General features: G+C 49.1%; 1 pseudogene. It reads left to right on the top strand.

What is annotated here, in order from left to right:
- Positions 1-142 precede the first annotated feature (142 nt).
- Positions 143-291: pseudogene (locus ACTHSP_RS23640) on the top strand (c-type cytochrome); the annotation flags it as partial.

The following is a 291-nucleotide window of genomic DNA, read 5'->3' as shown; positions in this document are numbered from 1 at the left end:
AAATTGCCATATCGTTTCCTTTCTATACTCGTTTCAGACTTGGGTTTAAGGTATGATAACGCCTTATCAGACGGCCTAAGCGTTTGGCCGGCTGATTCTAAATTTAACGATAATCATATCATCACAATAGGACACACTCCATATGAAAACCCGTTTTATCCCAGTTGCCCTGGCAGCAGTAGCGCTTACGCTTTCCGCCTGCGGCGGCAGCGGTGCGCCTTCCCAGCCTAAAGGCCCTATTTCCGAAGACCGTACGGCCGCGTTCAAATCCATGATGCCTGAGTTTACCCG

Source organism: Neisseria sp. P0001.S005 (genome assembly GCF_051963715.1).
This window is presented reverse-complemented; position numbering and strand designations above follow the sequence as displayed.